At 45.9% G+C, this 25,884-nt stretch carries 24 protein-coding genes; 12 read left to right on the forward strand and 12 right to left on the reverse strand.

The window, feature by feature from the left end; all coding sequences use genetic code 11:
* Positions 1 to 324: 324 nt before the first annotated feature.
* From fre to trxA, 6 genes are all read right to left on the reverse strand, one after another.
* On the reverse strand, positions 325 to 1,038 hold the full coding sequence (gene fre, locus AB4583_RS12735; RefSeq protein WP_372117563.1) for an NAD(P)H-flavin reductase: 714 nt from the start codon (positions 1,036 to 1,038) through the stop codon (positions 325 to 327).
* Positions 1,039 to 1,058: 20 nt separating this feature from the next.
* Positions 1,059 to 1,328, reverse strand: a complete 270-nt coding sequence (locus tag AB4583_RS12740; RefSeq protein WP_008224727.1) for a 2Fe-2S iron-sulfur cluster-binding protein — start codon at positions 1,326 to 1,328, stop codon at positions 1,059 to 1,061.
* Positions 1,325 to 3,166 carry a 4-hydroxy-3-polyprenylbenzoate decarboxylase gene (gene ubiD, locus AB4583_RS12745; protein WP_372117566.1) on the reverse strand — a complete coding sequence of 614 codons (1,842 nt, stop codon included), beginning with the start codon at positions 3,164 to 3,166 and terminating at the stop codon, positions 1,325 to 1,327. The genes AB4583_RS12740 and ubiD overlap by 4 nt, the downstream gene beginning before the upstream one ends.
* Positions 3,167 to 3,264: 98 nt before the next feature.
* Positions 3,265 to 4,260 carry a hypothetical protein gene (locus AB4583_RS12750; protein WP_017059249.1) on the reverse strand — a complete coding sequence of 332 codons (996 nt, stop codon included), beginning with the start codon at positions 4,258 to 4,260 and terminating at the stop codon, positions 3,265 to 3,267.
* A gap of 110 nt (positions 4,261 to 4,370) precedes the next feature.
* Positions 4,371 to 5,630 (reverse strand): transcription termination factor Rho, encoded by a 1,260-nt coding sequence (rho, locus tag AB4583_RS12755; RefSeq protein WP_017062978.1) that lies wholly within the window; start codon positions 5,628 to 5,630, stop codon positions 4,371 to 4,373.
* Between the two features lie 201 nt (positions 5,631 to 5,831).
* Positions 5,832 to 6,158, reverse strand: a complete 327-nt coding sequence (gene trxA / locus AB4583_RS12760) for a thioredoxin TrxA (protein ID WP_010440700.1) — start codon at positions 6,156 to 6,158, stop codon at positions 5,832 to 5,834.
* A gap of 111 nt (positions 6,159 to 6,269) precedes the next feature.
* Here trxA and rhlB point away from each other — a divergent pair, with 111 nt between their 5' ends.
* Positions 6,270 to 7,580 (forward strand): ATP-dependent RNA helicase RhlB, encoded by a 1,311-nt coding sequence (gene rhlB, locus AB4583_RS12765; protein ID WP_017062979.1) that lies wholly within the window; start codon positions 6,270 to 6,272, stop codon positions 7,578 to 7,580.
* A gap of 6 nt (positions 7,581 to 7,586) precedes the next feature.
* A complete protein-coding gene (gppA, locus tag AB4583_RS12770) occupies positions 7,587 to 9,080 on the forward strand; it encodes a guanosine-5'-triphosphate,3'-diphosphate diphosphatase (RefSeq protein WP_017059247.1) in 1,494 nt (497 codons plus the stop codon).
* Positions 9,081 to 9,181: 101 nt separating this feature from the next.
* On the opposite strand, the gene AB4583_RS12775 is transcribed toward gppA, so the two are convergent.
* The 3 genes from AB4583_RS12775 to recQ all read right to left on the reverse strand — a co-directional run bounded on the left by AB4583_RS12775 (position 9,182) and on the right by recQ (position 12,297).
* Positions 9,182 to 9,853, reverse strand: a complete 672-nt coding sequence (locus tag AB4583_RS12775) for a 7-cyano-7-deazaguanine/7-aminomethyl-7-deazaguanine transporter (RefSeq protein ID WP_017061333.1) — start codon at positions 9,851 to 9,853, stop codon at positions 9,182 to 9,184.
* A gap of 244 nt (positions 9,854 to 10,097) precedes the next feature.
* Entirely contained in the window at positions 10,098 to 10,409 is a 312-nt protein-coding gene (locus AB4583_RS12780; protein ID WP_017061332.1) for a DUF3630 family protein, read from the reverse strand.
* Between the two features lie 49 nt (positions 10,410 to 10,458).
* Positions 10,459 to 12,297 (reverse strand): ATP-dependent DNA helicase RecQ, encoded by a 1,839-nt coding sequence (recQ, locus tag AB4583_RS12785; RefSeq protein WP_065606632.1) that lies wholly within the window; start codon positions 12,295 to 12,297, stop codon positions 10,459 to 10,461.
* A 179-nt stretch (positions 12,298 to 12,476) separates the two neighbouring features.
* On the opposite strand from recQ, the gene rarD reads away from it, so the two are divergent.
* From rarD to tpx, 5 genes are all read left to right on the forward strand, one after another.
* Complete coding sequence (gene rarD / locus AB4583_RS12790) at positions 12,477 to 13,385, forward strand: EamA family transporter RarD (protein WP_017090715.1); 909 nt, start codon at positions 12,477 to 12,479, stop codon at positions 13,383 to 13,385.
* 86 nt (positions 13,386 to 13,471) lie between these two features.
* Positions 13,472 to 14,266 carry an AraC family transcriptional regulator gene (locus tag AB4583_RS12795; protein ID WP_017077762.1) on the forward strand — a complete coding sequence of 265 codons (795 nt, stop codon included), beginning with the start codon at positions 13,472 to 13,474 and terminating at the stop codon, positions 14,264 to 14,266.
* 99 nt (positions 14,267 to 14,365) lie between these two features.
* Positions 14,366 to 15,028 carry a LysE family translocator gene (locus AB4583_RS12800; RefSeq protein WP_372117569.1) on the forward strand — a complete coding sequence of 221 codons (663 nt, stop codon included), beginning with the start codon at positions 14,366 to 14,368 and terminating at the stop codon, positions 15,026 to 15,028.
* Positions 15,029 to 15,119: 91 nt separating this feature from the next.
* Positions 15,120 to 16,877 (forward strand): gamma-glutamyltransferase, encoded by a 1,758-nt coding sequence (gene ggt / locus AB4583_RS12805; RefSeq protein WP_372117572.1) that lies wholly within the window; start codon positions 15,120 to 15,122, stop codon positions 16,875 to 16,877.
* Between the two features lie 785 nt (positions 16,878 to 17,662).
* Complete coding sequence (gene tpx, locus AB4583_RS12810) at positions 17,663 to 18,160, forward strand: thiol peroxidase (protein WP_017069608.1); 498 nt, start codon at positions 17,663 to 17,665, stop codon at positions 18,158 to 18,160.
* Between the two features lie 121 nt (positions 18,161 to 18,281).
* Here the strand turns inward: tpx and uvrD are convergent, their stop codons facing one another.
* The gene (uvrD, locus tag AB4583_RS12815) at positions 18,282 to 20,456 is read right to left on the reverse strand and encodes a DNA helicase II (RefSeq protein WP_017069607.1); all 2,175 of its coding nucleotides are present in this window, start codon (positions 20,454 to 20,456) and stop codon (positions 18,282 to 18,284) included.
* 264 nt (positions 20,457 to 20,720) lie between these two features.
* Between uvrD and AB4583_RS12820 the strand changes: the two genes are divergently transcribed.
* The 4 genes from AB4583_RS12820 (at position 20,721) to AB4583_RS12835 (ending at position 23,130) form a co-directional block, all read left to right on the forward strand.
* Positions 20,721 to 20,981: a DUF2282 domain-containing protein gene (locus AB4583_RS12820; RefSeq protein ID WP_004736650.1), complete on the forward strand. Its 261-nt coding sequence runs from the start codon at positions 20,721 to 20,723 to the stop codon at positions 20,979 to 20,981.
* A 64-nt stretch (positions 20,982 to 21,045) separates the two neighbouring features.
* Positions 21,046 to 21,906 carry a DUF692 domain-containing protein gene (locus tag AB4583_RS12825; protein ID WP_017061324.1) on the forward strand — a complete coding sequence of 287 codons (861 nt, stop codon included), beginning with the start codon at positions 21,046 to 21,048 and terminating at the stop codon, positions 21,904 to 21,906.
* Positions 21,903 to 22,670: a DNA-binding domain-containing protein gene (locus AB4583_RS12830; protein WP_017061323.1), complete on the forward strand. Its 768-nt coding sequence runs from the start codon at positions 21,903 to 21,905 to the stop codon at positions 22,668 to 22,670. Before AB4583_RS12825 ends, AB4583_RS12830 begins: the two co-directional genes overlap by 4 nt.
* Position 22,671: 1 nt before the next feature.
* Entirely contained in the window at positions 22,672 to 23,130 is a 459-nt protein-coding gene (locus tag AB4583_RS12835; RefSeq protein WP_017061322.1) for a DoxX family protein, read from the forward strand.
* Positions 23,131 to 23,229: 99 nt separating this feature from the next.
* Here AB4583_RS12835 and AB4583_RS12840 read toward each other — a convergent pair whose 3' ends face one another.
* Both AB4583_RS12840 and AB4583_RS12845 read right to left on the reverse strand, forming a co-directional pair.
* Positions 23,230 to 23,511 (reverse strand): hypothetical protein, encoded by a 282-nt coding sequence (locus AB4583_RS12840; RefSeq protein WP_009848181.1) that lies wholly within the window; start codon positions 23,509 to 23,511, stop codon positions 23,230 to 23,232.
* Between the two features lie 102 nt (positions 23,512 to 23,613).
* Positions 23,614 to 24,813, reverse strand: coding sequence for a multidrug effflux MFS transporter (locus AB4583_RS12845; RefSeq protein ID WP_029235644.1), 1,200 nt, complete (start codon positions 24,811 to 24,813; stop codon positions 23,614 to 23,616).
* Between the two features lie 101 nt (positions 24,814 to 24,914).
* Here AB4583_RS12845 and AB4583_RS12850 point away from each other — a divergent pair, with 101 nt between their 5' ends.
* Entirely contained in the window at positions 24,915 to 25,856 is a 942-nt protein-coding gene (locus AB4583_RS12850; protein WP_017061320.1) for a LysR substrate-binding domain-containing protein, read from the forward strand.
* Positions 25,857 to 25,884 lie beyond the last annotated feature (28 nt).

Genomic DNA, 25,884 nt, shown 5'->3' on the forward strand with positions numbered 1-25,884 from the left:
TTTAAATTGTTAAAGAGCTTAGCTTCTTAAGCGTTCCTTTTAAGTAAGGAGCCTCTCGAAGTGGACGGCCATTCTAGCGAATTAACATTCAGTGTCAAACACTTTTTGAAAATTAATTTTTTGTCGCTTTCCGTCTTACTGATTCTTGCTGAAGCCTTGTGGCGTCTGCCGTCTCAGTGGTGTCGCATTATAGGGAACCCTCTCAGCTTAGCAACTACTTTTTCATGAAAAATGAATAAATAGGGGTTAACTGCCTAATAGTTCACCTAAACGTAAAAAAGAGAGCATTTCTGCTCTCTTTTTGCTCAAAATCTAAGGGTATTGTTAGATAAATGTGTAAGCATCAGCGTACATATGGTCACGCTTTGCTTCTTTATTCTGAGTAAATAGGTCTCTTGCAGCGCCCGCCATTTCAAAACGACCTGCAATATAGATATCGAAATCAGCTAATGATTCGAAACTTTGCATAACAGCCTCAAGCACATTACCTGTTTGGCCATGCCAAACTTCCGGTGCTTCTTCTACTACCGGTACAAAGTGCACATTGCTATGCTTTTCTGCAATGCCAACCAACTCTTCTTTAGCATATAACTGGCACTCATCTTTTGCGCCCCAGTATAGGTAGATCTCTTTCGAGCTATTTTGCGCGATGCAGTGATCAAGAATAGAGCGCACGTAGCTGAAACCCGTGCCACCAGCAATAAGTAATAGAGGGCGATCGCTTTCTTCTTTGATCCAAGCATCTCCGTGTGGAGCATCAATCGCAATATCGCTATCTTCAGCTTGTGCCTTCTTCATCGCTTCAACCACTTCTAGTGCGTAAGCGTTGTGCTCGGCAGCACCAATGTGCAGCTCAAGCTCACCTTCGTGGCGGCAAGGGCTACTTGCGATAGAGAATGGGCGCTTATCTTTCTCGCCCATTTCAACCATCAGGTACTGGCCCGCTTTAAAAGCGACCGGTGTTTCTGGGTGAAGTAGGATTTGGTAAGTATTACAAGCCAAAGGCTCGATAGACTTCACTTTACATTTAATAGTCATGTTCTTCCTCTTACTAACCCTTAATCGGCAAAGGTTAGAACTAAATTACTTTCTGCAAATGCTTGGCAAGCAAAAATCCAGCCTTGTTGCTGCTCTTTCTCTGTGAGCATGGGTTCAAGGTGGTAACTCACTTGCCCTTCTAATTTTTTGCACATACACATTGCGCATGCGCCAACTTGGCAACGGTTTGGGAAATAGATATCGCTGTTGAGCGCAGCATCCAAGACCGTTTGCCCTTTTTCTACTGTGAAACTGATGTTTTCTGGGTATAAGACTACTTGGTAGCTCATGAAATTCCTAGCTGTTCCCAGATGCTATCAATCTTTTTCACAACATCAGGATCTTTTGTGATTGGTACACCCCACTCACGCAGGCATTCACCTTCCCACTTATTGGTCGCATCGAGACCCATTTTTGAGTGTCCAGTTTCGTTCTGCAGGAATAACGTATCTCTCGCCGGATCCATTCTTGTCGTTACAGCCCAAATGATGTCATTCCAATCACTCACATTGACATCGCCATCACACACGATAACAAACTTGTTCTCATCAAATTGAGACCAAACCGCTTCCATGATTTTCTTACCATTACCGGCAGCTTGCTTATCAATAGACACCACAACCATGCTGGCATTGTCGTTTTGCAGGTGAACATCAATAATTTCAGGATGAACCTTGGTTAACTCAGCCAAGCTACCCTCAATATGTTCACTATTTACAGGTGCTGTTTGGACATCTGGCGATAACGCTAACTCTGCGTCCCACTTCTTAGTAATATCTAGACCCATCTTAGAACCTAACCCAACCACGGGTGAGGCAAAATCCAATGAATCGATCGGCGTGTTCTCTATCATCAGGCTATCGCGTGACGGATCCATATGTTCGCACATCGCTGCGGTTACTTGAGACCAATCACGTGCATTCACATCTTCATCACACACCAATACAAATTTGGTGTACATGAATTGGCGTAAGAAAGACCATACACCCATCATCACTCGCTTAGCGTGACCTGGGTATTGCTTCTTCATGGTCACGACTGCCATTCGGTACGAACAACCTTCAGGCGGTAGATAGAAATCTTCAATCTCTGGGAACTGCTTTTGAAGAATAGGCACAAACACTTCATTTAGCGCAACACCCAATACCGCTGGCTCATCAGGTGGACGGCCAGTATAGGTGCTGTGATAGATAGGGTTCTCGCGCATGGTTACATGAGTAATAGTAAACACATGGTGCTTTTCTTTCTCGTTGTAGTAACCAGTATGATCTCCGTAAGGCCCTTCATCTGCGAATTCATTCGGGTCGATGTAACCTTCCATCACGATTTCTGCACTTGCGGGAACTTCTAAGTCGTTGCTGATTGATTTAACGACCTCAGTTTTACTACCACGTAGTAAGCCTGCAAACGCGTACTCAGATAAACTATCCGGCACTGGCGTAACCGCACCAAGAATGGTGGCAGGATCAGCACCAAACGCTACCGATACTGGGAATGGTTTCCCAGGGTTAGTTTCCATCCAATCACGCAGATCCAATGCTCCACCACGGTGGGCTAACCAACGCATGATGATTTTATTCTTGCCGATCTTCTGCTGACGATAGATACCTAAGTTTTGGCGTTTCTTGTTTGGACCACGAGTAACCGTTAAACCCCATGTTAGCAATGGCGCGACATCATCAGCCCAACAGCTCATCACAGGGATTTTATCTAGGTCGACGTCATCGCCTTGCCATACCACTTGTTGGCAAGCCGCTTTGCGAAGGCGTTTAGCTGGCATGTTTAAGACTTGCTTAAACACAGGTAGTTTATCAAGAGCGTCTTTAAAGCCTTTTGGTGGCTCAGGTTCTTTTAGGTAAGCAAGCAACTTGCCCACTTCACGCAGTTCTTTGACTTCTTGACGTCCCATACCAATAGCAACCCGATTAGGTGTACCAAATAGATTGGTCAAAACGGGCATGTCATAGCCTACTGGATTTTCAAACAAAAGAGCCGGGCCACCAGCACGTAGAGTACGGTCGCTAATCTCGGTCATTTCGTAGTCTGGATCGACTGGGTGAGAAATGCGTTTCAACTGACCAATACTTTCAAGATGGTCGATAAAATCACGTAAATCTTTAAAATTCATAGGACTTCTACATGCTGATTATTCTGCGCTCAGTATATCAAAAAGGGTGACGCTGAGGTCCCCCTTTTTAGTGTGGTTATTGAGAGGCAAAATCCACTTTACGGTAATGCTTGCTCGATCAAAGAACTCTTCACCTGAGGGTTATCATTGACGAGATCTTGCAACCATCGCGTATGACCTTGTTTGGCGAGTTCACGCGCAACTAATGGTGCTTCATCAGCAATCGCCATCCTAGAGACAAGGAACAGCTTCACCTCTTCTGATAACGGGTTAACTTTGGTAAGCAAAGTAATCGCTTCATCTTTCAAACGCGGGTTCTTAGTCGCTGCCATCACCTGTTCAAGCGCGAACGTTTGTTTGGTTTCAGCAAGGCGAACTAGCTCAGCTTGGCTATGATAATCGGCCTTCATTCGCCATAGAATTTTGTAAACCTCTGGGTCTTCGCTCACTTGCGCTAATCGAACCACCACCTCAGTAGAAGGTAACCAACTAACAATAGAAGATGCGGTGAGTTGCTTAGTTAGGTAATCAACCGCTTCAGGAGACAAACTGTCTAGCTCTCTAATGAGCAACGCTTCTCGCGTTTGAACTTGATGTTCAGATCCAGATAACCACTCTTTTAGGTCGAGTTCCTGTTTCTCTGCATCTAGCACAAATACCAATGTCTTCTGATCTTGACGCCATTGTTTAATAAGGCGATTAGCAATTGAAGGGTAATTAAAGGCAGGTACCGTAAACTCATAGCCATCGCCACGTTCTAAGACTTGATAAGTGGGCGTGATAGCAAGTTGCTGCTCGATGAAGATAGACATCTTGGGTGTGAGTACGATTTTTTGCTGTTCAAGCTTCTTCAAGAGTTGGTAACGAGCCACCTCTTGCTGGGGAAATGTCAGGCGCTCAAGCGCAAAGCGTAGCGAATTGACTTCGTCACGTACGACAAGCTCGAGTAGTTCAGCAGTTTTCAGTTTTACTTGATCATTCTCAAGCCAAGACTCTACTGTAAGTGGAGACATCTCGGTGGCATAGCTCATACCAACCGGTGAAAATAACAGTGAAGTAGACAGGAGTAATGATGACAACAGTCCATGTTGCATTTTAACGTCCTTGTAACACTTTTGCTCATTCTGCAAGCTGGCGCTACAAAATGCAAATAAAAAGCGCCACCCGAGGGCAGCGCTTATTAAATACGATCAGCTAATCAATATTACTGACGACGCATTGCGTCAAAGAACTCATCGTTCGTTTTCGTCATTGCTAGCTTGTCGATAAGGAATTCCATTGCGTCGATTTCGCCCATTGGGTGAACAATCTTACGCAGGATCCACATCTTCTGTAGTTCATCGTTCTTGGTAAGAAGCTCTTCACGACGAGTACCAGAGCGGTTGAAATCAATCGCTGGGAATACGCGTTTTTCAGCAATCTTACGGTTAAGGTGCAGTTCCATGTTACCTGTACCTTTGAATTCTTCGTAGATAACTTCATCCATCTTAGAACCAGTATCAACCAGTGCTGTTGCGATGATCGTTAAGCTACCGCCTTCTTCTACGTTACGTGCCGCACCGAAGAAACGCTTTGGACGATGTAGAGCATTCGCATCAACACCACCAGTAAGAACTTTACCTGATGAAGGAATCACAGTGTTGTAAGCACGAGCTAGACGAGTAATAGAATCCAGTAGGATAACTACATCTTTCTTGTGTTCAACAAGGCGCTTCGCTTTCTCGATAACCATTTCTGCAACTTGTACGTGGCGAGATGCTGGCTCATCGAATGTTGAAGCAACTACTTCGCCTTTAACTAGACGCTGCATTTCTGTTACTTCTTCTGGACGCTCATCGATAAGTAGAACCATTAGTTCACACTCAGGATGGTTACGAGCAATGCTTTGAGCAATGTTTTGCAGAAGCATTGTCTTACCCGCTTTAGGCGGAGCAACAATCAGACCACGCTGACCTTTACCAATTGGAGATGCAAGGTCAAGAATACGAGCCGTAATATCTTCAGTCGCACCATTACCCGCTTCCATCACCATACGTTCGTTAGCGTGAAGAGGAGTAAGGTTTTCGAAAAGAATCTTGTTACGTGCGTTGTCTGGCTTGTCGTAGTTAACCGTGTTTACTTTAAGCAGTGCAAAGTAACGCTCACCGTCTTTAGGTGGACGGATTTTACCGCCAATAGAGTCACCTGTACGTAGGTTAAAACGACGAATTTGGCTTGGTGATACGTAGATATCATCTGGGCCAGCCAGGTATGAACTGTCGGCGCTACGTAGGAAACCAAAACCGTCTTGAAGAATTTCTAGAACACCATCACCAAAGATGTCTTCACCACTTTTTGCATGCGCTTTAAGGATGGAGAAGATAATGTCTTGTTTTCTTAGGCGAGCTTGATTTTCAAGACCTAAGCTTTCGCTAAGTTTAACAAGCTCAGACACAGGTCTGTTCTTCAGTTCAGTAAGATTCATAGTGGTGGAAGTTTGTTTAGTCAAAATAGGATCTGTTTTCTTAAGTTAAGAAGGATTTGGTCACAGGATCGACCAAGAAGAGAAATTCGTTCAATTAACGTGCGATAAATTAGCACTAAAACTAAGACTAGTCCATAGCTTAGAAAAAAACAAAACCGCGCATTTGTTAACTGCACGGTTTCTTTTCAAATGCTGACCTGATTAAAGGTTAGCGTCTAAGAACTCTTTAAGTTGAGTTTTAGATAATGCACCAACTTTAGTCGCTGCTACGCCACCATCTTTGAAAAGAAGTAGCGTTGGAATACCGCGAATACCAAACTTTGGTGGAGTACCAGCATTTTGGTCGATATTTAATTTACCGATTGTGAGCTTGCCTTCGTACTCGTCTGCGATTTCATCAAGAATCGGCGCAATCATTTTACATGGACCACACCATTCTGCCCAAAAATCAACAAGAACAGGGCCTGCAGCATTGATTACATCGTTATCAAAACCGTCATCAGTTAGCTGCAAAATCTTATCACTCATCTTCCACTCCAATGTATTTTTTAGAACTGGTTGGATGATAACCAGTAAATAGATGCCCTATTGGAATGTATTTACTTTCGTATTGCAAGCTTAAGCTGATATTCTATAGCAATGAAAAAGACGCATATCACAGAGCAAAAGTTCGCCGACTTGGATTTACTTCCGCAAGTCATTGAAGGATTGGAGAAAAAAGGGTTCGATTATTGTACCCCTATCCAAGCCTTGGCGCTCCCGGTACTGCTCACCGGCCAAGACATTGCAGGCCAGGCCCAAACGGGTACTGGTAAAACGCTTGCGTTTCTTACTGCTACTTTTAACCACCTGCTAAAAACATCTGAGCATGAAGGGCGTAAGCCTAACCAGCCACGTGCGATTATTATGGCACCAACGCGTGAACTCGCGATTCAGATCTACAACGATGCTGACTCTCTGGTTGAAAGCACAGGTATCAAGGCAGCACTTGCTTACGGTGGCGAAAGCTACGACAAGCAACTAGGTAAAATCGAAGAAGGCGCAGATATCTTAATTGGTACGACTGGCCGCATCATCGATTTCTACAAGCAGAAGGTATTTAACCTTAACCACATTCAAGCTGTTGTTCTTGACGAAGCTGATCGCATGTTCGATCTTGGTTTCATCAAAGACATCCGCTTCTTGTTCCGCCGTATGCCTGAGCCAAAAGATCGCCTGAACATGCTGTTCTCTGCGACATTGTCTTACCGCGTACAAGAGCTAGCGTTCGAACACATGCACAACCCAGAGCATGTTGTTGTTGAGCCAGAGCGTAAAACAGGTCACCGCATTCAGGAAGAGCTGTTCTACCCATCAAACGAACACAAAATGGCACTGCTGCAGACTCTAGTTGAAGAAGAGTGGCCAGAGCGCGCTATCATCTTCGCTAACACTAAGCACAAATGTGAGTCTGTTTGGGGTCACCTAGCTGCAGATGGTCACCGTGTTGGCCTGCTAACTGGCGATGTTCCTCAGAAGAAACGTGAAAAGATTCTTGAGCAATTCACTAAAGGTGATGTTGACCTGCTTGTCGCAACCGACGTTGCAGCACGTGGTCTACACATTCCTCAAGTAACACACGTATTCAACTTCGACCTACCTGATGACTGTGAAGATTACGTTCACCGTATCGGCCGTACAGGTCGTGCTGGTGCAAGTGGTCACTCGATCAGCTTTGCTTGTGAAGATTACGCAATCAACTTGCCACCAATCGAAGAATACATTGAGCACGCGATCCCTGTGTCTGACTACGATGCTTCTGCACTGCTAGAAGATCTACCAGCACCATTGCGCTTACGTACACGTAACCCGCAACAACGCCGCTCAAACAACAATGGCCCACGCAACGGGAACCGTAAACCAAACCAGAACCGTCGCCCACGCCAACCGCGTCATAACAAGGAAGCTTAGTCGCTTATGAGTCAAACAGTGTCACCCCCGCTTTACGCTGCAATCGACCTCGGGTCGAACAGTTTTCATATGCTCGTTGTGCGTCATATCGATGGCAGCGTACAAACCATGGCTAAAATTAAGCGCAAAGTGCGTTTAGCTGCAGGCTTAGATGAAAATAATGCGCTTAGTACAGAAGCCATGCAGCGCGGTTGGGACTGTTTGAGTCTCTTTGCAGAGCGACTGCAAGATATTCCGAAAGAAAATATCCGCATTGTCGGTACAGCGACCCTACGTACTGCTATCAATGTGGATATATTTCTAGAGAAAGCGAACCAGATCCTTGGTTACGACATCAATGTTATCTCCGGAGAAGAAGAAGCTGCGACTATCTATAAAGGCGTAGCACACACTTCTGGTGGCAGCGGCCGCCGACTGGTTGTTGATATTGGTGGCGCAAGCACCGAGATGATCATTGGTGAAGGCTTCTCAGCGAAAGCCCTAACCAGCCTAAAGATGGGCTGTGTTACTTGGCTTGAGCGCCACTTTAAAAACCGCCAATTAACCGCTACCAACTTTAACAACGCCATTGAAGCGGCGAAGTCGACGTTGGCTCCTATCCTAGATAGCTACACTGATATCGGATGGGATGTGTGTGTGGGCGCCAGCGGTACCGTTCAAGCACTGCAAGAGATCATGTTGGCGCAAGGCATGGATGAAGTGATTACTCATGCCAAACTTAAGCGTCTACAGAAACAAGCGATGATTACTGAGCGCTTGGAAGAGCTAGAAATCGAAGGACTTACCCTTGAACGCGCATTAGTGTTCCCGAGTGGCCTTTCTATTCTTATTGCTATTTTTGAGCTGCTTGAAATAGATTCAATGACACTCGCAGGCGGCGCACTCCGTGAAGGCCTAGCCTACGAGATGGTTGATGAGCTACGCCAAGAAGATATCCGAGCGCGTACCATTAAGAGTGTTCAATCACGCTACCAAATGGACGTAAGCTACGGTGAACAAGTAGCAGTAGTCGCACAAACGCTGCTAGACCAAGCGGGCGCCGAAGCGTGGGTTTCAGAACCTCAAGCTGGTGTGCTATTGCAAACGGCAGCTAAGCTTCACGAGATTGGTTTAACCATCGATTTCAAAAAAGGCGGTGAGCACAGCGCTTATCTGCTGCAAAACTTAGACCTACCTGGCTTTACTCGAGCGCAAAAGCACTACTTGGGTGAGTTAACTCGTCGCTACCGTGAACAGTTAACCTCATTACCAGAGCAACACGCTATCTCAGGCACCAGCAGCAAGCGTATTTTACGTATTCTGCGTTTGGCTATTTTGTTAACTCACCGTCGTAACCCAGCGCTAGAGCCTGAGTTCAAACTGACGACGAATGACAACAATCTAACCCTAACGCTTTCTAAGCAATGGTTAGCTGACAATCCGCTGACCGCTGCAGAGCTAGAGCTCGAGTCGAATAGACAAACCGATATTGGCTGGCCATTGAATATTAAATGCCTCTGATATTAGTATCTGACGCTAGAAATTAAAAAAGCCCAAGTTAGTAGACTAACTTGGGCTTTTTCTTATCGCTGCATTAATGCTTTGTGTTACAAATCTCAAACTTAAGCGTTCACGCCTGTCGCTTTAAAGTCAGGGTTCACTGCGGTTAGCTTTCTAACAATGTAGTTAAGAAGCACACCGTACATAGGCACGAACAAGCCTAGGCTGATGATAAGTTTGAATCCGTAATCGACTAAGGCAATCTCAGTCCAATGCTCGGCCATGAATGGATCTGGGCTTTGGTAGAAAGCAATCGCAAAGAAAGCGATGGTATCAATAGCATTACCGAATAACGTTGAACACGTTGGGGCAACCCACCACTGTTTAAGCTGACGTAGGCGGTTGAAAACATGCACATCCAAGATCTGACCCAGTAAATAAGCCATGAAGCTCGCCGCGGCGATACGTGCAACAAACAAGTTGAACTCACCTAGTTGGCTAAAGCCTTGGAATGAACCTTCAAAGAACACCACTGACAAGAAATAAGAAACGGCCAGCGCTGGTAGCATCACTAAGAAAATGATTTTACGGGCAAGCTGCGCGCCAAAAATGCGTACGGTCAGATCGGTCGCTAGGAAGATAAACGGGAAAGTGAAAGCACCCCAAGTGGTGTGCATACCGAAGACGGTAAAAGGTAGCTGAACCAGATAGTTGCTTGACGCAATAATCACCAAATGGAACAAAACTAATAGTGCTAAGGCTTTGCGCTGTTGCGCAGGGGTAAAGTTACTCATGCTGTACCTTTTTAGTTTGGTTTGGGGGTGAGGGAACCCAAATCGAGTCATTTCTTCGAATAATCCAAGAAAGCTCTTACCAATAATGTGAATTTAAAATGTTTCTAAAATTTGCTCTATCGAGCGGCGGGCGATTATACATTAATCAATATTGGCTGCAATGGTGAGAACAAACGCAAACGTTTATCCTCACTTTTATTGGTGAATAGCGCTAGAAGCTGTGTTTTAGAAGAGATGCCAAAAGTTAAAAACCGCGCTTGAAAAGCGTCGCGAGATAATCAAACTCTTCTCGGCTTTCTTCAGCGTTTAACGACTCAAACCAAATTGATTCACTGTAATGTTCGGACTTTAAGAACATTCGGCAATCTTCAAAATCAATCAACCAAGAATGCATATCGGCGTCCCATTGCTTTTCAACAACTGACGCTGACAACAACGCCACCAGCTTTTCACCTAACACTTCATAAGAATCAAAATCAAAACTTGGAGACGTAATCAATAAACGCCCTTCCTCAGCTAAATACTCTCTTAAGCCAAATTCTGTTTGTGTTGTCATGTCCCTATCAACCTTATTCTTTTTCTATTAGTTAGACGTTTCTCGCAAACTAGCCGTGTGTGGTGATGTGTTCTTGAATCAGATCTAGGAATGGGTCTGCGTACTTATCGAGTTTACGTTGACCGACACCGTTGACTGCCAGCATTTCTCCGTATGAAGTAGGTAGTATTTCAGCCATATCAATCAAGGTCGCGTCACTGAATACCACATATGGTGGCAAGCCATCTTCATCAGCAATCGACTTACGCAGCTTACGCAGTTTCGCAAACAGCTTCTTATCGTAATTCTTGCTGCTTAACTTATCGGACTTAGCATTACGCACCGCGGTATCTAAACGAGGTACAGCCAGCTCCAAAGACATCTCTCCGCGCAGTAACGGACGGGCTTCTTCTGTTAACTGTAATGTCGAGTTACGAGTAATGTTCTGGAACAGCAAGCCTTTGTGAATCAACTGACGGAAGATACTTATCCAGTAATCGTGGCTATGGTCGCGGCCAATGCCGTAGGTAGACAGTTTATCGTGGCCATTATCACGGACACGGATGTTCTGCATGCCACGCATCACTTCCACCACGTAGCCCATACCAAACGACTGATTGACACGGTACACACAAGACAATGCCTTCTGCGCTTCTTGAGTCGCATCAAAATGCTTAGGTGGATCGAGGCAGATATCGCAGTTGCCGCATTGCTTCTCGCGATATTCGCCAAAATAGTTCAATAGAACCTGACGACGACAGGTTTGCGCTTCAGCAAAGGCACTCATCGCGTTCAACTTGTGCATCTCAACTTGTTTCTGTGGGCCTTCTTCTTTCTCATCCAGCATGCGACGCAGCCAACCCATATCAGCTGGGTCAAACAACATCATTGCTTCAGCAGGCAAGCCATCACGACCCGCACGGCCTGTCTCTTGATAGTAAGATTCGATGTTGCGTGGGATATCAAAGTGCACCACAAAACGTACGTTGGGTTTGTTGATGCCCATACCGAAGGCCACAGTCGCGACCACGATCTGAATATCATCACGTTGGAAGGCTTCTTGAACATAAGCACGTTCGTCGGTATCCATGCCAGCATGGTAACCCGCAGCGCGAATACCGTTATTGCACAGCTTCTCGGTCACCATCTCCACTTTCTTGCGACTACCACAGTAGATGATGCCGCAATTGCCTTTCTGTGTTTCTAGGTAGCGAACCACCTGTGACACGGGCTTATGCTTCTCAACCAAGTTGTAACGAATATTAGGGCGATCGAAGCTACCTAAATGCGTATGCGGATCCACCAACTGCAAACGCGAGATAATATCTTTACGCGTCGCATCATCGGCAGTTGCCGTTAGCGCCATGTAAGGTACATGTGGGAAATACTGTTTAAGCTGACCTAATGATGCATATTCAGGGCGGAAATCGTGTCCCCACTGAGAGATACAGTGCGCTTCATCGACCGCAATCATCGAAAGCGGTAAGCCTTGTAGACGCTCGATAAAGTCACGCATCAACACGCGCTCTGGCGAGACATACACCATTTTCAACTGACCTGAGTTCATACGATTAAAGACCGAGATCAGATTCTCACGCGGCATTGACGAGTTAATGCACTCTGCCGCGACGCCGTTGGCTTTCAACTGATCAACCTGGTCTTTCATCAACGAAATCAGCGGTGAGATAACCAGAGTCAGCCCTTCACGAACCAAAGCCGGGATTTGGTAACACAGAGATTTACCGCCACCGGTTGGCATAATCACCAAGCTGTCTTTGCCCTCAACGGCCAAATCAATGACCTCTTGCTGACCATCGCGAAAGCTTTGATAGCCGAACACATCTTGCAAGATGGTTTGCGCATCATTCGCGGGAGTTGGTATTTGCTCAGCAATCAGAGTGGCGGTCATTATGGTTCCTAATCGAGGTATGAAATCAGCAAGCATCTTCGGCAAGCAAGTCGCACATTGTAGAGGGGAACGCTGGCGAATTAAACCGCAAATTGTTAGGTGAAAAGGGTTATCGCTCCTATACTGACCAACTCTCTTATAAATCTTATTAATAAGCACTCAGTGCTAGAGAAAGATGCATGACACAGGAAGAACAACAACGTACGCGCCAGGGAGTTTTGCTTGCCGTCGGCGCCTACACCATGTGGGGGATCGCCCCTATATATTTCAAATCTTTAAGTGACGTATCCCCGTTAGAGATCCTTAGCCACCGTGTAGTATGGTCCTTTTTCCTACTCGCTTTCTTACTGCACATTGGCCGCAGCTGGCGTAAAGTCCGCGACACCCTGACCTCGAAACCAAAAATGCTCTATTTGGTGGCGACGTCTATTTTGGTGGGCGCTAACTGGCTTATTTTTATTTGGGCGGTGAATTCCAATCACATGCTTGATGCCAGCTTGGGGTATTACATCAACCCACTGATTAACGTGTTGCTCGGGATGCTCTTCCTCGGCGAACGCTTACGTAAGCTGCAATGGTTTGCAGTGGCTCTTGCTGCGATTGGCGTATTAATCCAATTAATTGCCTTCGGTTCAGTGCCGATCGTCGCCATTGCCCTAGCCTTTAGCTTCGGTTTTTATGGCTTACTGCGTAAAAAGGTGAGCTTAGAAGCGCAAACCGGTTTGTTCATTGAGACTCTGGTTATGTTGCCTCTCGCAGCAACGTACCTACTATTTATTGCTGATAGCCCAACCTCGGACTTCTCAATGAACCCGATGCAACTCAATCTATTATTGGTTGCGGCTGGTGTTATTACCACCATTCCACTGCTGTGCTTTACTGGCGCTGCAACACGCTTGAAGCTATCGACCCTCGGCTTCTTCCAGTACATTGGGCCAAGCTTAATGTTCTTGTTAGCGGTGCTGATTTATGGCGAAGCGTTTACCAGTGACAAAGCGATTACCTTCGCCTTTATTTGGGGAGCGTTGGTGATATTCAGCTTTGACGGTCTGCGTAACAACAGAAAGAACAAACGCGCTAAGCGGTAACACTGATCGTTTTTTACAAGACAATCCCTTAATACGAAGATAAGCTTGGTTGAATTGATGACTATTTGACCAAGCTTTTTTGTACCATGGATAAAGTCCACTATTACTCTACCCCAACAGAAGATATCAGCCTGATCCAAGCTCAATACCAAGAGTTTGCTTTTCAGCGCCACTATCATTTGGACTTTCACATTGGTTTAATTACCCAAGGACAGCAGAAATTCGTCTATAAAGGGACGAGCCATAATGTTGGTGCTGGCCAAGTTGTTATCATGCCACCGGATGAGCTGCATGATGGGCACTCCAAACTCGATTCGGGTTATCAAGTCAGTGTGTTTGCAGTTTCTCCCCAATGGTTTCAAGATCTTGCCGATCCCAAGAAGAATGGTCACACATTAGGCTTTTCTGAGTTGATCCTCTCCGATCAAGCTGCATTTTCACAATTGCGTAACTTACACGGCCTATTAATCCATCAAAACATCAGCCAGCTCGCTCAAGATTGCTTACCTTTCGAAGGGTTCTCGACGATTGTCGATCGTTATGCGAAATTTGGATCGAAGAGTGACATCAAACTGGGTAATCAATCGATTGATACGCTAAAAGACTACTTGATGGCGAACTTGGATCAACCAGTGCGATTAGAACAATTGTCTGAGTTGTGTGGTTTAACCACGACTCAATTCCAACGCCATTTTAAAAACAGAATGGGCATTACGCCTTATGCATGGCTGAGCCGTTTACGTATGGAACAGAGCATGCGTCTGATTAAGTCTGGGATATGTGGTACCAAGGTCGCGCACCAAGTAGGCTTCTATGATCAAGCACACTTCTCTAAGGCTTTCAAAACCACGTTCGGCGTACCACCCTCACAAATCAACTAAGTGTTGATAATTTACAATTGCTCGATTTCAAATCGCGGTAAGCTACGCTCAATACGATTACTTATTTAAAAATAGCGGCAACGTTATTGAGAACTGACGATGAACGAAGTCACCATACTGATCACCCTAGCCTCTATCCACTTCATCGCTTTGATGAGCCCCGGCCCTGATTTTGCGTTAGTCGTGCAAAATGCGACGCGTCACGGACGCCAGACAGGCTTGTACATTGCGCTTGGTTTATCTTGCGGGATCTTGCTGCACTCATTGCTGAGCCTGACGGGAATCAGTTACCTAGTCCACCAACAACCCACATTATTTGCCATTATCCAACTAGCCGGCGGTAGCTACTTGCTGTACTTAGGCTACGGTGCACTTAAAGCAACCTGGCAAATCATTCAGAACCACGATGATGATGCCGATATCGTCAATTCCAACGATCTGATTCTGACCAATAAACGTCAGGCATTTTCGAAAGGGTTTGCGACCAATATTCTCAACCCAAAGGCTTTGGTGTTCTTTATCAGCTTGATGTCGAGCCTAGTGCCTGCCGACATGTCTCTGTCAGGTAAAGGCTTTGCGCTTTTCATCCTATTTGGTCTGTCTCTGTTTTGGTTCTCACTACTGGCGTGGATGCTTTCGACTAAGGCATTGCAAAAGAAACTCAGCGAAGCAACGGTATACATCGATGGCTTATGTGGCGTGGTATTCAGCCTTATTGGCGTGAGTATTCTTTGGCAGTCGCTATCCGGTTTAATCGCTTAAATTCGAATCAAGATTACAATTCGTTAACAACACTCTGGCTATCTCATCTTTCCACTGCCAATCTAGCTCTGCATATTAAAAGGAGAAGATCATGCAGTGGAAAACAAAACTAACAACCCTCGCCACTTCTACCCTACTTTTTGCCTCTCACGTCAGTTGGGCAAATCAAGCTGCCGATTCCGTCGCACCCGAACAAAGTAGTGGTTTAGAAACCAAACAGCTCGTTAAAGCCAACGATTGGATGGTCACCGCGGCCAACCCTCTTGCCACACAAGCCGGTGCTGATGTACTTGCTCGTGGTGGTAACGCGATAGACGCCATGGTTGCTGTGCAGCTTATGCTTGGCTTAGTGGAACCTCAGTCATCAGGTATTGGTGGCGGCGCGTTCCTTGTTTATTTTGATGGCAAGGACAAGCAACTCAAAACCTACGATGGCCGTGAAACCGCGCCGCTTGATGCCACACCACGTCTATTCCAAGACGAAAACGGCCAACCGCTTAAATTCTATGATGCCGTGGTTGGCGGTCGTTCTGTTGGCACGCCAGGCACAGTGCAATTACTGTGGGACACTCATCAGAAATACGGCAAGCTCGAATGGGCATCACTGATTAAACCTATCGCTCAGTTAGCTGAAGAAGGTTTTACTATCAGCCCACGTTTAGCCACCTTGATCGAAAACGACCAAGAACGTCTGAGCCGCTTTGCGACAACTAAAGCCTACTTCTTCAATGCCGATGGCAGCCCGAAAGCCGCTGGCACGCAACTTAAGAACCCTGAATACGCGGCAACGTTACACGCTATCTCGAAGGATGGTGCTAAAGCTTTCTACCAAGGTGAGATTTCTGCCGACATCATTAACACAGTACAAACAGCGAAAGGTAACCCGGGCGTATTGGCACAGAAAGATTTCGACGCCTATTCGATCAAGCAGCGCGAACCGGTTTGTTCTGCTTATGAAAGCTACGATATTTGCGGAATGGGGCCACCAAGTTCAGGTGCGTTAACGGTTGGACAAATCCTTGCAATGACTGAGCAGTTTGACCTCAAATCATGGGGGCCAAACGACGCAAAATCTTGGCAAGTGTTAGCAGACGCTTCTCGCTTAGCCTTTGCAGACCGTGGTATGTACATGGCAGACCAAGATTATGTGCCTATGCCAACCCAAGGGTTAGTGAATACTGACTATTTGCAGGAGCGTGCTCAGTTAATTACCGCAGGTAAGGCATTAGACAGCGCACCTTCAGGCACCCCACCGTGGGATCATGCGATGCAGAGAAGCCAAGATGTTTCTATTGAGTTGCCGTCCACCAGCCACTTCAACATTGTCGATAGTGATGGCAATGTCGTATCGATGACTACCACTATTGAGAATGCCTTTGGCTCACGCTTGATGGTTAGAGGTTTCCTACTCAATAACGAACTAACCGACTTCTCATTCAAGACTCATAACGATGGCAAACCTATCGCGAACCGACTTGAACCGGGTAAGCGCCCACGTTCTTCAATAGCACCGACCATCATCATGCAAGACGATAAACCTTACATGGCAATTGGCTCTCCGGGAGGCAGCCGTATCATCGGTTATGTGGCACAAGCGATCATTGCTCACACCCAATGGGACATGGATATCCAACAAGCGATCAACCAACCACACTTCCTAAATCGCTTCGGTACCTTAGATTTGGAAAAAGGAACATCAGCGGAAAACTTCAAACCTGAGCTAGAAAAGATGGGATTTGAGGTCAACGTTCGCGATCTTAACTCGGGTTTACACGCTATTCGCATCACAAAAGATGGTCTAGAAGGTGCTGCAGACCCTCGCCGTGAAGGTGCAGCTATTGGCCAATAGGGAATAATCCTCCCTTTTTACTCGCAGCCTTGTGCGAGATCTCTCACAAGGCAGTGAGTAAATATCGATATTTGATGACGAAATTAGTCACCCACAAACCGTAACCGATTGAAATTAAACAATACGTACATTTATCATTCAAATAATTATATAGAAATTCGCTTATGCACCATTGCTGATAAATAAGGAATCGGTAATATGAATGGTGTCGGAAGGATGCTGACACGGAACAGGAAACGCCAAGGACTTGGTTATCTTCAGGATGAAGATTCGATTACTCAGGATGAATAATCGGCATGGATAGCGAAATGGACATTGAATGGACGCAATAGTAACTAGGATGGTTGCTACTAAGGAAAGACAATGGACACCTCTGGACGAGGAAAGGACTGAACATCAGGATGATGTAAAGGACACCGCTCAAGGAACAAGTGACGCGCGCTAACGAGGATTGTTGGCAGATCAGGATAAGATCAAGGACACCGCTAGGAAGGCGACGAAAGGAATACGCTGAAGGATAACAGCACACTATCATGGATTTGATGCATGGAGCACACTTAGTAGCCGGATTGCTGCGAGTAAGACTATAGACCCCGATGAGCGCAAGCTCTCGGGGTTTTTCTTTATCTGTCGTCTCACCTTTTCTTCATCTAAAACAAATAAATCAAAGACCTTTGATTACAATTCTGACATTTAAACCATTCACTTCTTAACCACTTCCGAGTAACGTAAGTCTTACTAGGCTCAACTAGTTTCATAACCATAATTAGATTAAGGACAAATTCATGTCACACGTTACCTTCAAAGGCGCTGCTGTACCGCTAACTGGCACATTCCCACAAACTGGCGAACAGGCACCAAGCTTTGCACTTACTGCAGGCGATCTTTCTGCACTGACTCTTGCTTCTCTTGCAGGCAAGAAAGTGGTTCTAAACATCTTCCCAAGCATCGACACTGCAACTTGTGCAACGAGCGTACGTACGTTCAACGCAAAAGCGGCAGAACTTGAGAACACGGTGGTTGTTTGTATTTCTGCTGACCTACCATTTGCTGCGGGTCGCTTCTGCGAACTAGAAGGCATTGAAGGCGTTCAACACGCTTCGACTTTCCGCTCTCCTACATTCGCATCAGACTACGGCGTAGCGATTGCTGAAGGCCCACTAGCAAGCCTAACAACGCGTGCAGTTGTCGTTGTGGATGAAAAAGGTGTGGTAACACACAGCGAGTTGGTTGCAGAGATCACTGAAGAACCAAACTACGAAGCGGCACTTGCAGCACTGTAAGATCCCCTCTAGTCAGTCATGTATTGTGATCGCTTAAGGCGGTACACAATAAAAAAGAGCAGCCATTGGCTGCTCTTTTTGTTTTCAATAATGAACGGTTATTAGATGCTGAAGTAATAGATTAAAGCTGCTCTAAACGCGCGTAAGCCGTTACTAACCACTTAATCCCTTCACCGTTAAACGCCACTTGAACTCGACTCTGTGGGCCACTTCCTTCGAAGTTGATGATAGTGCCTTCGCCAAACTTAGGGTGCTTCACGCGAGAACCCAAGCTAAAACCAGTTTCATTGAAGTTCTCTTTCACAGCGGTTTGACTAAAGCGACCACTGCTTGCAGGGCGACTGACTTGCGCTTTCATACGCACTTCATCCAGACAGGTTTCTGGTAGCTCACGAATAAAGCGGGATGGTTTGTGGTACTTGTCTTGCCCGTACAAGCGGCGCATCTCTGCGTAAGTGATGTACAGCTTCTCCATCGCACGAGTCATGCCCACGTAACACAGGCGACGCTCTTCTTCTAAACGCCCTGCTTCTTCCGCAGACATCTGGCTTGGGAACATGCCTTCTTCGACACCCACCATGAATACCATAGGGAACTCTAGGCCTTTGGCACTGTGCAGAGTCATGAGCTGAACCGCGTCATCAAACTCATCAGCCTGACCTTCACCTGCCTCTAACGCTGCGTGCGTTAAGAACGCCGTCAGCATGCTCATCTCATCCGCTTCTTCCGGTTTTTCAAACTGACGCGTTGCCGTTACTAATTCTTCCAAGTTCTCAATACGTGCCTTCGACTTCTCGCCTTTCTCTTGCTCGTACATCGCAAACAGACCCGACGATTTGATCACGTGGTCAGTTTGCTCATGCAGGCTAAGCTCTAGCGTGTCGTCTTCTAGCGCATTAATCAGTTCGATAAAGCGACTCAATGCACCCGCAGCACGACCGGGTAGCACTTGCTCTTCTATCAAAGCAACACTTGCTTCCCACATGGTTGCACCACGATCACGCGCTGCAAGACGAATCGTTTCTAACGTTTTATCACCCAAGCCACGCGTTGGCGTGTTGACCACACGCTCAAACGCCGCATCATTACCGCGATTGCTCATTAGGCGCATGTAGCTCAAGGCGTCTCTAATTTCTTGACGCTCGAAGAATCGCATGCCGCCGTAGATTCGATAAGGTAGACCACCTTGGATAAGCGCTTCTTCAAGAACACGAGACTGGGCGTTATTACGATAAAGCATTGCCGTATCTTCTAGCGCGCCGCCTTTCTCCTGCCACTCTTTGATTTTGCTGACCGTGAAACGCGCTTCATCGAGCTCGTTGTATGCTGAGTACACAGAGATTGGCTCGCCATCGTTACCATCGGTCCACAACTCTTTACCCATACGCTCGGTGTTGTTCGAGATAAGCTCGTTCGACGCCTGCAGAATGGTTTTGGTTGAACGGTAGTTTTGTTCAAGTCGAACCGTCGAAGCACCTGGGAATTCATCCAAGAATTTCTGAATATTTTCGATCTTCGCACCACGCCAGCCATAGATAGATTGGTCGTCATCACCCACGATCATCACGCGACAATCTGGGCCAGCCATCATGCGCAGCCAAGCGTATTGGATGTTGTTGGTATCTTGGAATTCGTCGACAAGGATATGCTTAAAGCGAGCTTGGTAGTGCTCTCGGATGTGTTTCTTATCGCGCAATAGTTCATGCGATCTCAACAAGATCTCAGCAAAGTCGACCAAGCCAGCACGGTCACATGCTTCTTGGTAAGCAGAATAAATCTTTAACCACGTTTGAGTTATTGGATCATGGTAGGCGTCAATGTGACTTGGGCGTAACCCCTCGTCTTTCTTGCCATTGATCCACCAAGAAGCTTGCTTGGCAGGCCACTGCTTTTCATCAAGGTTTTGCGCCTTGATTAAGCGGCGTAGCAAACGAATCTGATCATCAGAATCAATGATCTGGAAATCTTCTGGCAGTTTTGCATCTAGGTAGTGAGCACGAAGGATGCGGTGACAAATACCGTGGAAGGTGCCGTTCCACATGCCTGACGAACTACCCATCATCAACTCTTCAATACGACCACGCATCTCTGCTGCCGCTTTGTTGGTGAAGGTAACCGACATAATAGAGAACGGTGATGCTTGCTCTACGCTTTGCAGCCAAGCAATACGATGCACCAACACTCGCGTTTTACCACTGCCTGCACCTGCCAGAATAAGTAGGTTTTCTAAAGGTGCCGCGACCGCCTCACGTTGTTTATCGTTTAGGCCATCGAGTAAAAGCGAAGGATCTATCATTGGATATGCTCACTACTGGGTATTTATACATAAAAGTTGATTATAACCTAAACACTAGGCTGCGTTTAGGATAATAAGAAGAAAAAACAATCAAAAATTAACATCATTAATTCAATAACTTAATAGATGAAACATCATTAATATTGATAATTTTTATAATACCGTGAAATTATTTCCCGGTTGTTCCAATCCTTTTTAGTAAGCAAGTTAACAATCCATTAACCTGCGATATGAAAATACTATTAAGTCCTAGAGGGAATGACTATGAAAAATTCTAATCTTGCTGTTACAGCTGCAATCACAAGTGTACTAGCGTTCGGCGGTGCAGTTCTTACATCAGCACCTGCGGAAGCAGCAGCAAAAGAAAAATGCTACGGCGTGGCAAAAGCTGGCCAAAATGATTGTGCAACCAAAACAAGCTCATGTGCGGGTACAGCAAAAGAAGACAACCAATCCGATGCGTTCGTAGTCGTACCTAAAGGGCTATGCGGCAAATTATCAGGTGGTAACACTCAATCATCATAATTGAGCTGCTTAGTATGGTGAGCTGACATTCAGCTCACCTCCACTTCTTGTTAGGAGAATCGTTGTGACTCAAACTCTTCACCCCTACGCAGGGGTTGGCCTTAGAACACCGCACTTGGACTTCTTTAGCCAAAATCCAGCCTTAGTAAGTTGGTTAGAAGTTCACAGCGAGAACTACTTCTTAGCTCAATCACCGCAACGACAACAACTCAGAGAAATTCGTCACGCACACAACATCAGTTGTCACGGTGTTGGGTTGTCGCTAGGTTCTGTTGAGCGCATCAATCAACATCATCTTGTGCAATTAAAAGAGCTCATTGATGATATCGAACCCTTCTTGGTTTCTGATCATCTCAGTTGGAGTCAGACAGGTGGTCATTACTTCAATGACTTGCTACCGCTGCCTTACACAGAAGAAGCATTGGAAGTCTTCTGTCGTAATGTCATCGAGGTTCAAGACAGCTTGCAACGCCCGATGTTGATTGAGAACCCATCGAGCTACCTATCCTTCAAGCATTCTACTATTCCTGAGTGGGAGTTTTTGGCTGAGGTACAAAAGCGTACTGAGTGTCGCCTACTGCTCGATTTCAATAATATTTTCGTTTCATCTTTTAATCATGGCTTTAGTTGTGAAGAGTACTTAAACGGAATACCAGCAGACAAAGTTGAAGAGATTCACTTGGCAGGTTTTACCAAAAAGAAGCTTGAACAAGGTGAGATCTGGATAGACACACACAGTAAACCTGTCTGTGACGAAGTGTGGAAACTCTACACTGACTGGGTTGCACAACATGGTTTGCGCCATACCTTGATTGAGTGGGATCTCGATATCCCAGAGCCACAAGTTTTATTGGCTGAAGCAACCAAAGCCAGTGATATCTTGTATCAACACGACAAGTTCAACCAAAGGAGTCGCGCCTCATGAGCCACTCCCTAGCAGAGGTTCAATTGGAGTTTGCTAACGCCCTACGCTATCAAAACAATGGTGAGTACTGCGACATAGTGAGCGACCATTTTACCGATGAACAACGCATCCAGATTTACCGTAATAACTTTGTGATCAGCTTGAGCGAAGTTCTGGCAGCAACCTACCCACTCACTGAAATGTTGGTTGGTGAAGAGTGCTTCCAACAGATGGCTCGTCAACATGTCTTACATTATCCATCGACCTCTGGTGATGTCAGTGGTTACGGTGAACACTTTGAACAGACTATCCAAGCCTTTCCTGCCGTTATTGAGGCTGCACCTTATCTCGGTGAAGTGGCTTTGTATGAATGGCAGAAAGATAGCTTGGTAAGGTTTTCGTCACAAGCACATGTCGACCAGAGACCTCTTTCTTGCCTTGCAGATGTACCACAAGAGCAACAAGGCGCTTTAGTCTTTCATCTCAAAGATTCAATAACACTGATTCATTCTAGTTACACGATTATCGCGCTTGAACACGCCATCTATCAGCAGCAACTTGATGGGCTAGACATCAACCAAGCTGAATTTGGGGTGTTAATCCGAGCTGAGAATTCACAGGTTGAGAGCCATAGTTTGAGTGAAGAGAGCCACCAACTCCTCACTGAATTGCAATCAGGTCGAACACTCTCAGCAATCGATCCTTTATTACTACAACATCTGAATACTGTTATGGCGCTAAACGTCATCTCAGGTTTTTCAATCAATGCCGAATTGGAGGCATAACATGGATAACAACACAGTCACGAACATGATGGCTCAATACGACAGTTTGATTGAGAAATCACAGGCACTTTTTGTTCCAGTGCTTCTACTATTTTGTCGCCTTTGGGTGGCGTGGGTATTCTTTAATTCTGGACTCACCAAGATAGCTACTTGGGATAGCACGCTTTACTTGTTTGAATTGGAATACCAAGTGCCACTGCTACCTTGGGAATTGGCTGCTTACATGGGCACTGCCGCTGAGTTAATTCTACCGATGTTTTTAGCGCTCGGTTTATTAACACGACCTATGGCTGCGGTGTTGTTCGTTTTCAATATCATTGCTGTCGTGTCTTACCCTGTATTGTGGGATCAAGGCTTCTACGATCATCAGCTTTGGGGGTTAATGATTCTTATCGTTGTCGTGTGGGGCGCAGGACCATTCTCACTTGATAGAGTTTTGAAAGCGCAGTTCAGGAATTAAAATAAGTTTTCACCTCTTTTGAACTGCTAAAGCTAAATGCTACAGCCCAAACGCAAGAAACCACTCAATTGAGTGGTTTCTTTTTTAACTGGGATAAGCTTACTTATTTAGAAAAGCTTGTAGCTCTTCAGCAGAGATGCCTTGCTCTGCAAGTTCTTTTGCCAATAGCTGAACCTGCTCACCCTTACGAGACTCTACCACACGCTGAAATTGGTAAATGATATCTCGCAAAGTATCGATTGGAACTTGTTTTGCCGCACTGCGAATACGCTCTTCACTTTGGTTGCCTAGCTCTTTAAGCAGTTTACCAAACATGACCTTTTCAGGTGCATCTTCCATTTGTTCTAAGACGCGCGCCATTTCGTAGGTTGTTAATGACATTACAGTATTTTCCGTTGGGGACTAACGTTTCAATGAGTGACAAATATACCATGTTTTAACGTTTCGAAAACCGCCATTTGTATATTTTGTCACCCTTGTAACTTATGCCTTAGCAAACGTCGTGTGCCAAGACTTACCCGCTTTGCTCGCAAGCACTAATAACGCAGGAACAATCAGGAACATTTGCAGAGCAATCATCACTTGCGACGTTAAATCAAGACGTTGCATGGTACCCACAAGAAGCCCTGAACCGCTCATTTGGAACAAGCCAAGCAGCGCAGCAGCTGTACCCGCACGGTCACCGAAAGGTTCTAGAGCTTTACCTGCCGCAGCACCAAGAATCCAAGCAAAGCCAACTGACGATAAGAAGATCGGTAGCATGAACGCGATTGGAGTAGCGTGCTCAGCAAGCACCAACATAATCACACCCGCTAAGCCCAGCGTCGAGATACCAACCACCAGTGCTTTATAGGTACCAAAACGGTCCATAAACTTCGGCGCTGTGAATGCTGCGATGATATTAATTGCCGCGTTTACACCAAACCAAAAGGTAAATTCGCTCATCGTCAAACCTAGGTTTTCCATCAACACAACAGGTGCAGAGGTAACGTAAGCAAGGATTACCGCCATCGCCATCAAGCATAAAGTGGCATGGAAGATAAATGACGGTGTTTTCAATACCGACCAGTATCGCTCAAGCTTGAATACCGCAACCTTTTCTGTCGCAGGGTTAGACTCTTTCATTTGGAAGAATAAGATAGTGCCAACAACGACAGCAAAGCCTGCCATAAAGCTAAAGTTCGAGCGCCAACCAAATTGATGTGTTAACCAAGCGCCAAGAATGGGTGCCAAAGCAGGAATAAAACAGATTGCACCATTAAGGTAGCTGATCATACGGCCGCTCTTCTCTGGGCCAAATAGATCGCGAACCGTTGCAAAGGCTGCTACAGAAGTCGCACAAGCTCCTAAGCCTTGTAGCAGCCGAGCCATTAGCATCATATCAATCGATTGAGCTGCCCACGCCAAGCAAGCACTCAATGCATAGATACTAACACCTCCCAATGCAACGGTTCGACGTCCTAGCTTATCAGCCAAAGGGCCAGCAAATAATTGCCCGACACCCATGGCGAATAAAAACCAGGTAATCGTATCTTGTGCTAGTGCATGTTCCACGTGAAACGCTGTCGAAATTTGTGGCAGAGCTGGTAGGTAGATATCAATAGCCAGAGGGCTAAATAAAACCAACATTGCCAATAAAGCAACCTGCAGCTTACTAGGGGTTGGAAGCGCGTTAGAAGGCACAAGATTCTCCGAATGAGTTAATTTAGGTGCATAATAACCAACTAAAGATATGAACAAAAATGGCATATACTCATTAGAATTATTCCAAATAGGAAACTCATATGAATATTGAGAAACTATCGCGCCTCGACCTCAATCTATTAGTTTGCTTGCAGGTGCTGATGGAAGAGCTAAGCGTCACGCGCACCGCACATCGATTGTGTCTGAGTCAATCGGCTGTAAGTAAATCGTTAGCCAAGCTTCGTGAACAATTTAATGACCCTCTTTTCACGCGAAGCGCACATGGCCTGAGACCAACACCGAAAGCTGTTTTCCTTAAGCCTCGCTTAGAAACGTTGATCAACCAACTTGATGTTCTCACTCAGCCTGAGACATTCATTCCCAATAACAGCGACCACAGCTTTCACATCGCTGCCGTTGAGAGTGTTTACCCGCTGATTCTTCCGCACTTCTTACCAGCAATATTTCGACAAGCGCCTAAGGTCAATATCAACACCCACGCGTGGACCGAGCAAACCTTTAAGAAGCTGCAGCTCGGTGAGCTCGATATCGGACTCACAGGTAAAGACATCGACATCAACGACGCACGTTTAACTATGCTGCCGCCAGATGATATTTGCGAGCAAGAGATCTACCGTGACGCGCAGATGTGTGTGCTAAGACGCAACCACCCCGCTCTGAATGGCAAATGGGATCTGGAAACCTACCTTGCACAGCGTCATGTACAAGTAAGATGTGATGGTAACGATCGTTGGCTGCTCGACTATAAGCTTGCCGACCTTGGTCACCAACGTGATATCGCTATTTCTGTTCCAGACTTCAATAGCGCCGCAAGCCTATGTACCTACACCGACTTTGTGTTTACTGCACCAAGCCACTTTACTTACCTCGTCGCCAAGCAACTCGACTTAGTGGTTGTCCCTTTACCGATGGAATTCCCACCGATGGCATACACTCTGTTTTGGCACCGTGACAGAGAAAATGACCCAGCGTTAACTTGGCTACGAGATATCATCAAAGAAAAAACTCTGCACCTTAGATAAAAATGGCGTACAGCGTTTGCAGCAAACG

The sequence above is a fragment of the Vibrio sp. 10N.222.49.C12 genome (assembly GCF_041475025.1).
GTDB classification, from domain to species: domain Bacteria; phylum Pseudomonadota; class Gammaproteobacteria; order Enterobacterales; family Vibrionaceae; genus Vibrio; species Vibrio crassostreae_C.

Bases quoted from the DNA above. Each gene is read 5' to 3' on its own strand.
- AB4583_RS12835 (WP_017061322.1), top strand. From the start codon at position 22,672: ATGGATAACAACACAGTCACGAACATGATGGCTCAATACGACAGTTTG.
- AB4583_RS12795 (WP_017077762.1), top strand. From the start codon at position 13,472: ATGGATAAAGTCCACTATTACTCTACCCCAACAGAAGATATCAGCCTG.
- recQ (WP_065606632.1), bottom strand. From the start codon at position 12,297: ATGACCGCCACTCTGATTGCTGAGCAAATACCAACTCCCGCGAATGAT.
- tpx (WP_017069608.1), top strand. From the start codon at position 17,663: ATGTCACACGTTACCTTCAAAGGCGCTGCTGTACCGCTAACTGGCACA.
- trxA (WP_010440700.1), bottom strand. From the start codon at position 6,158: ATGAGTGATAAGATTTTGCAGCTAACTGATGACGGTTTTGATAACGAT.
- AB4583_RS12830 (WP_017061323.1), top strand. From the start codon at position 21,903: ATGAGCCACTCCCTAGCAGAGGTTCAATTGGAGTTTGCTAACGCCCTA.
- AB4583_RS12820 (WP_004736650.1), top strand. From the start codon at position 20,721: ATGAAAAATTCTAATCTTGCTGTTACAGCTGCAATCACAAGTGTACTA.
- ubiD (WP_372117566.1), bottom strand. From the start codon at position 3,166: ATGAATTTTAAAGATTTACGTGATTTTATCGACCATCTTGAAAGTATT.
- gppA (WP_017059247.1), top strand. From the start codon at position 7,587: ATGAGTCAAACAGTGTCACCCCCGCTTTACGCTGCAATCGACCTCGGG.
- rhlB (WP_017062979.1), top strand. From the start codon at position 6,270: ATGAAAAAGACGCATATCACAGAGCAAAAGTTCGCCGACTTGGATTTA.
- rho (WP_017062978.1), bottom strand. From the start codon at position 5,630: ATGAATCTTACTGAACTGAAGAACAGACCTGTGTCTGAGCTTGTTAAA.
- rarD (WP_017090715.1), top strand. From the start codon at position 12,477: ATGACACAGGAAGAACAACAACGTACGCGCCAGGGAGTTTTGCTTGCC.
- uvrD (WP_017069607.1), bottom strand. From the start codon at position 20,456: ATGATAGATCCTTCGCTTTTACTCGATGGCCTAAACGATAAACAACGT.
- fre (WP_372117563.1), bottom strand. From the start codon at position 1,038: ATGACTATTAAATGTAAAGTGAAGTCTATCGAGCCTTTGGCTTGTAAT.
- AB4583_RS12850 (WP_017061320.1), top strand. From the start codon at position 24,915: ATGAATATTGAGAAACTATCGCGCCTCGACCTCAATCTATTAGTTTGC.
- AB4583_RS12775 (WP_017061333.1), bottom strand. From the start codon at position 9,853: ATGAGTAACTTTACCCCTGCGCAACAGCGCAAAGCCTTAGCACTATTA.
- AB4583_RS12750 (WP_017059249.1), bottom strand. From the start codon at position 4,260: ATGCAACATGGACTGTTGTCATCATTACTCCTGTCTACTTCACTGTTA.
- AB4583_RS12840 (WP_009848181.1), bottom strand. From the start codon at position 23,511: ATGTCATTAACAACCTACGAAATGGCGCGCGTCTTAGAACAAATGGAA.
- AB4583_RS12800 (WP_372117569.1), top strand. From the start codon at position 14,366: ATGAACGAAGTCACCATACTGATCACCCTAGCCTCTATCCACTTCATC.
- AB4583_RS12780 (WP_017061332.1), bottom strand. From the start codon at position 10,409: ATGACAACACAAACAGAATTTGGCTTAAGAGAGTATTTAGCTGAGGAA.
- AB4583_RS12740 (WP_008224727.1), bottom strand. From the start codon at position 1,328: ATGAGCTACCAAGTAGTCTTATACCCAGAAAACATCAGTTTCACAGTA.
- ggt (WP_372117572.1), top strand. From the start codon at position 15,120: ATGCAGTGGAAAACAAAACTAACAACCCTCGCCACTTCTACCCTACTT.